Origin of the sequence: Methanoculleus sp. UBA291 (assembly GCF_002499755.1) — an archaeon.
Classification (GTDB): domain Archaea; phylum Halobacteriota; class Methanomicrobia; order Methanomicrobiales; family Methanoculleaceae; genus Methanoculleus; species Methanoculleus palmolei.
Genome location: NZ_DANC01000060.1, coordinates 1 through 432, shown reverse-complemented (window position 1 = coordinate 432; position 432 = coordinate 1). Strand labels below are relative to the sequence as shown.

Genomic DNA, 432 nt, shown 5'->3' with positions numbered 1-432 from the left:
GGGTCAGGACGTATTAGGGGCGAACGGTATATACCGATCTTCATCCGACCGTCGACCGTGGTTGTCGACAAGGAGCGCCTTTGCGGTATTCCGATCCGGCCTGCTGGCGACAGGTACTCTGATCGTCGACATGAGGACCGCAGGAAGGATGATGTACATCGTATTCTCTTGTCCTTCGGAGGCTCTGAGGTTGCCGTTCTCCCGGACGACCACATCACCCGGCACCTGCGAGGCATGCTCGACTCGCTCAACGGCAGTTCAACGTTGACTCTTGCCGGAGCACATTTCTATGGACAGATTGTCAATACAATTTACAATATGTCCAACCAGGTACGGGGAATGATCCGGCGGGACGCGGAGGAGAAGGTCCGGTCGCTTGCCCTCGGGTTTCCGGCAGTGGCCGTGATCGGCCCCCGCCAGTCGGGAAAGACG

At 58.1% G+C, this 432-nt stretch carries 1 protein-coding gene; it reads left to right on the top strand.

Features of this window, described 5'->3' with window-relative positions; genetic code table 11:
• Positions 1-168 precede the first annotated feature (168 nt).
• Positions 169-432: hypothetical protein (locus BP737_RS14045; protein WP_342686275.1), on the top strand; the 264-nt coding region annotated here is incomplete at its 3' end.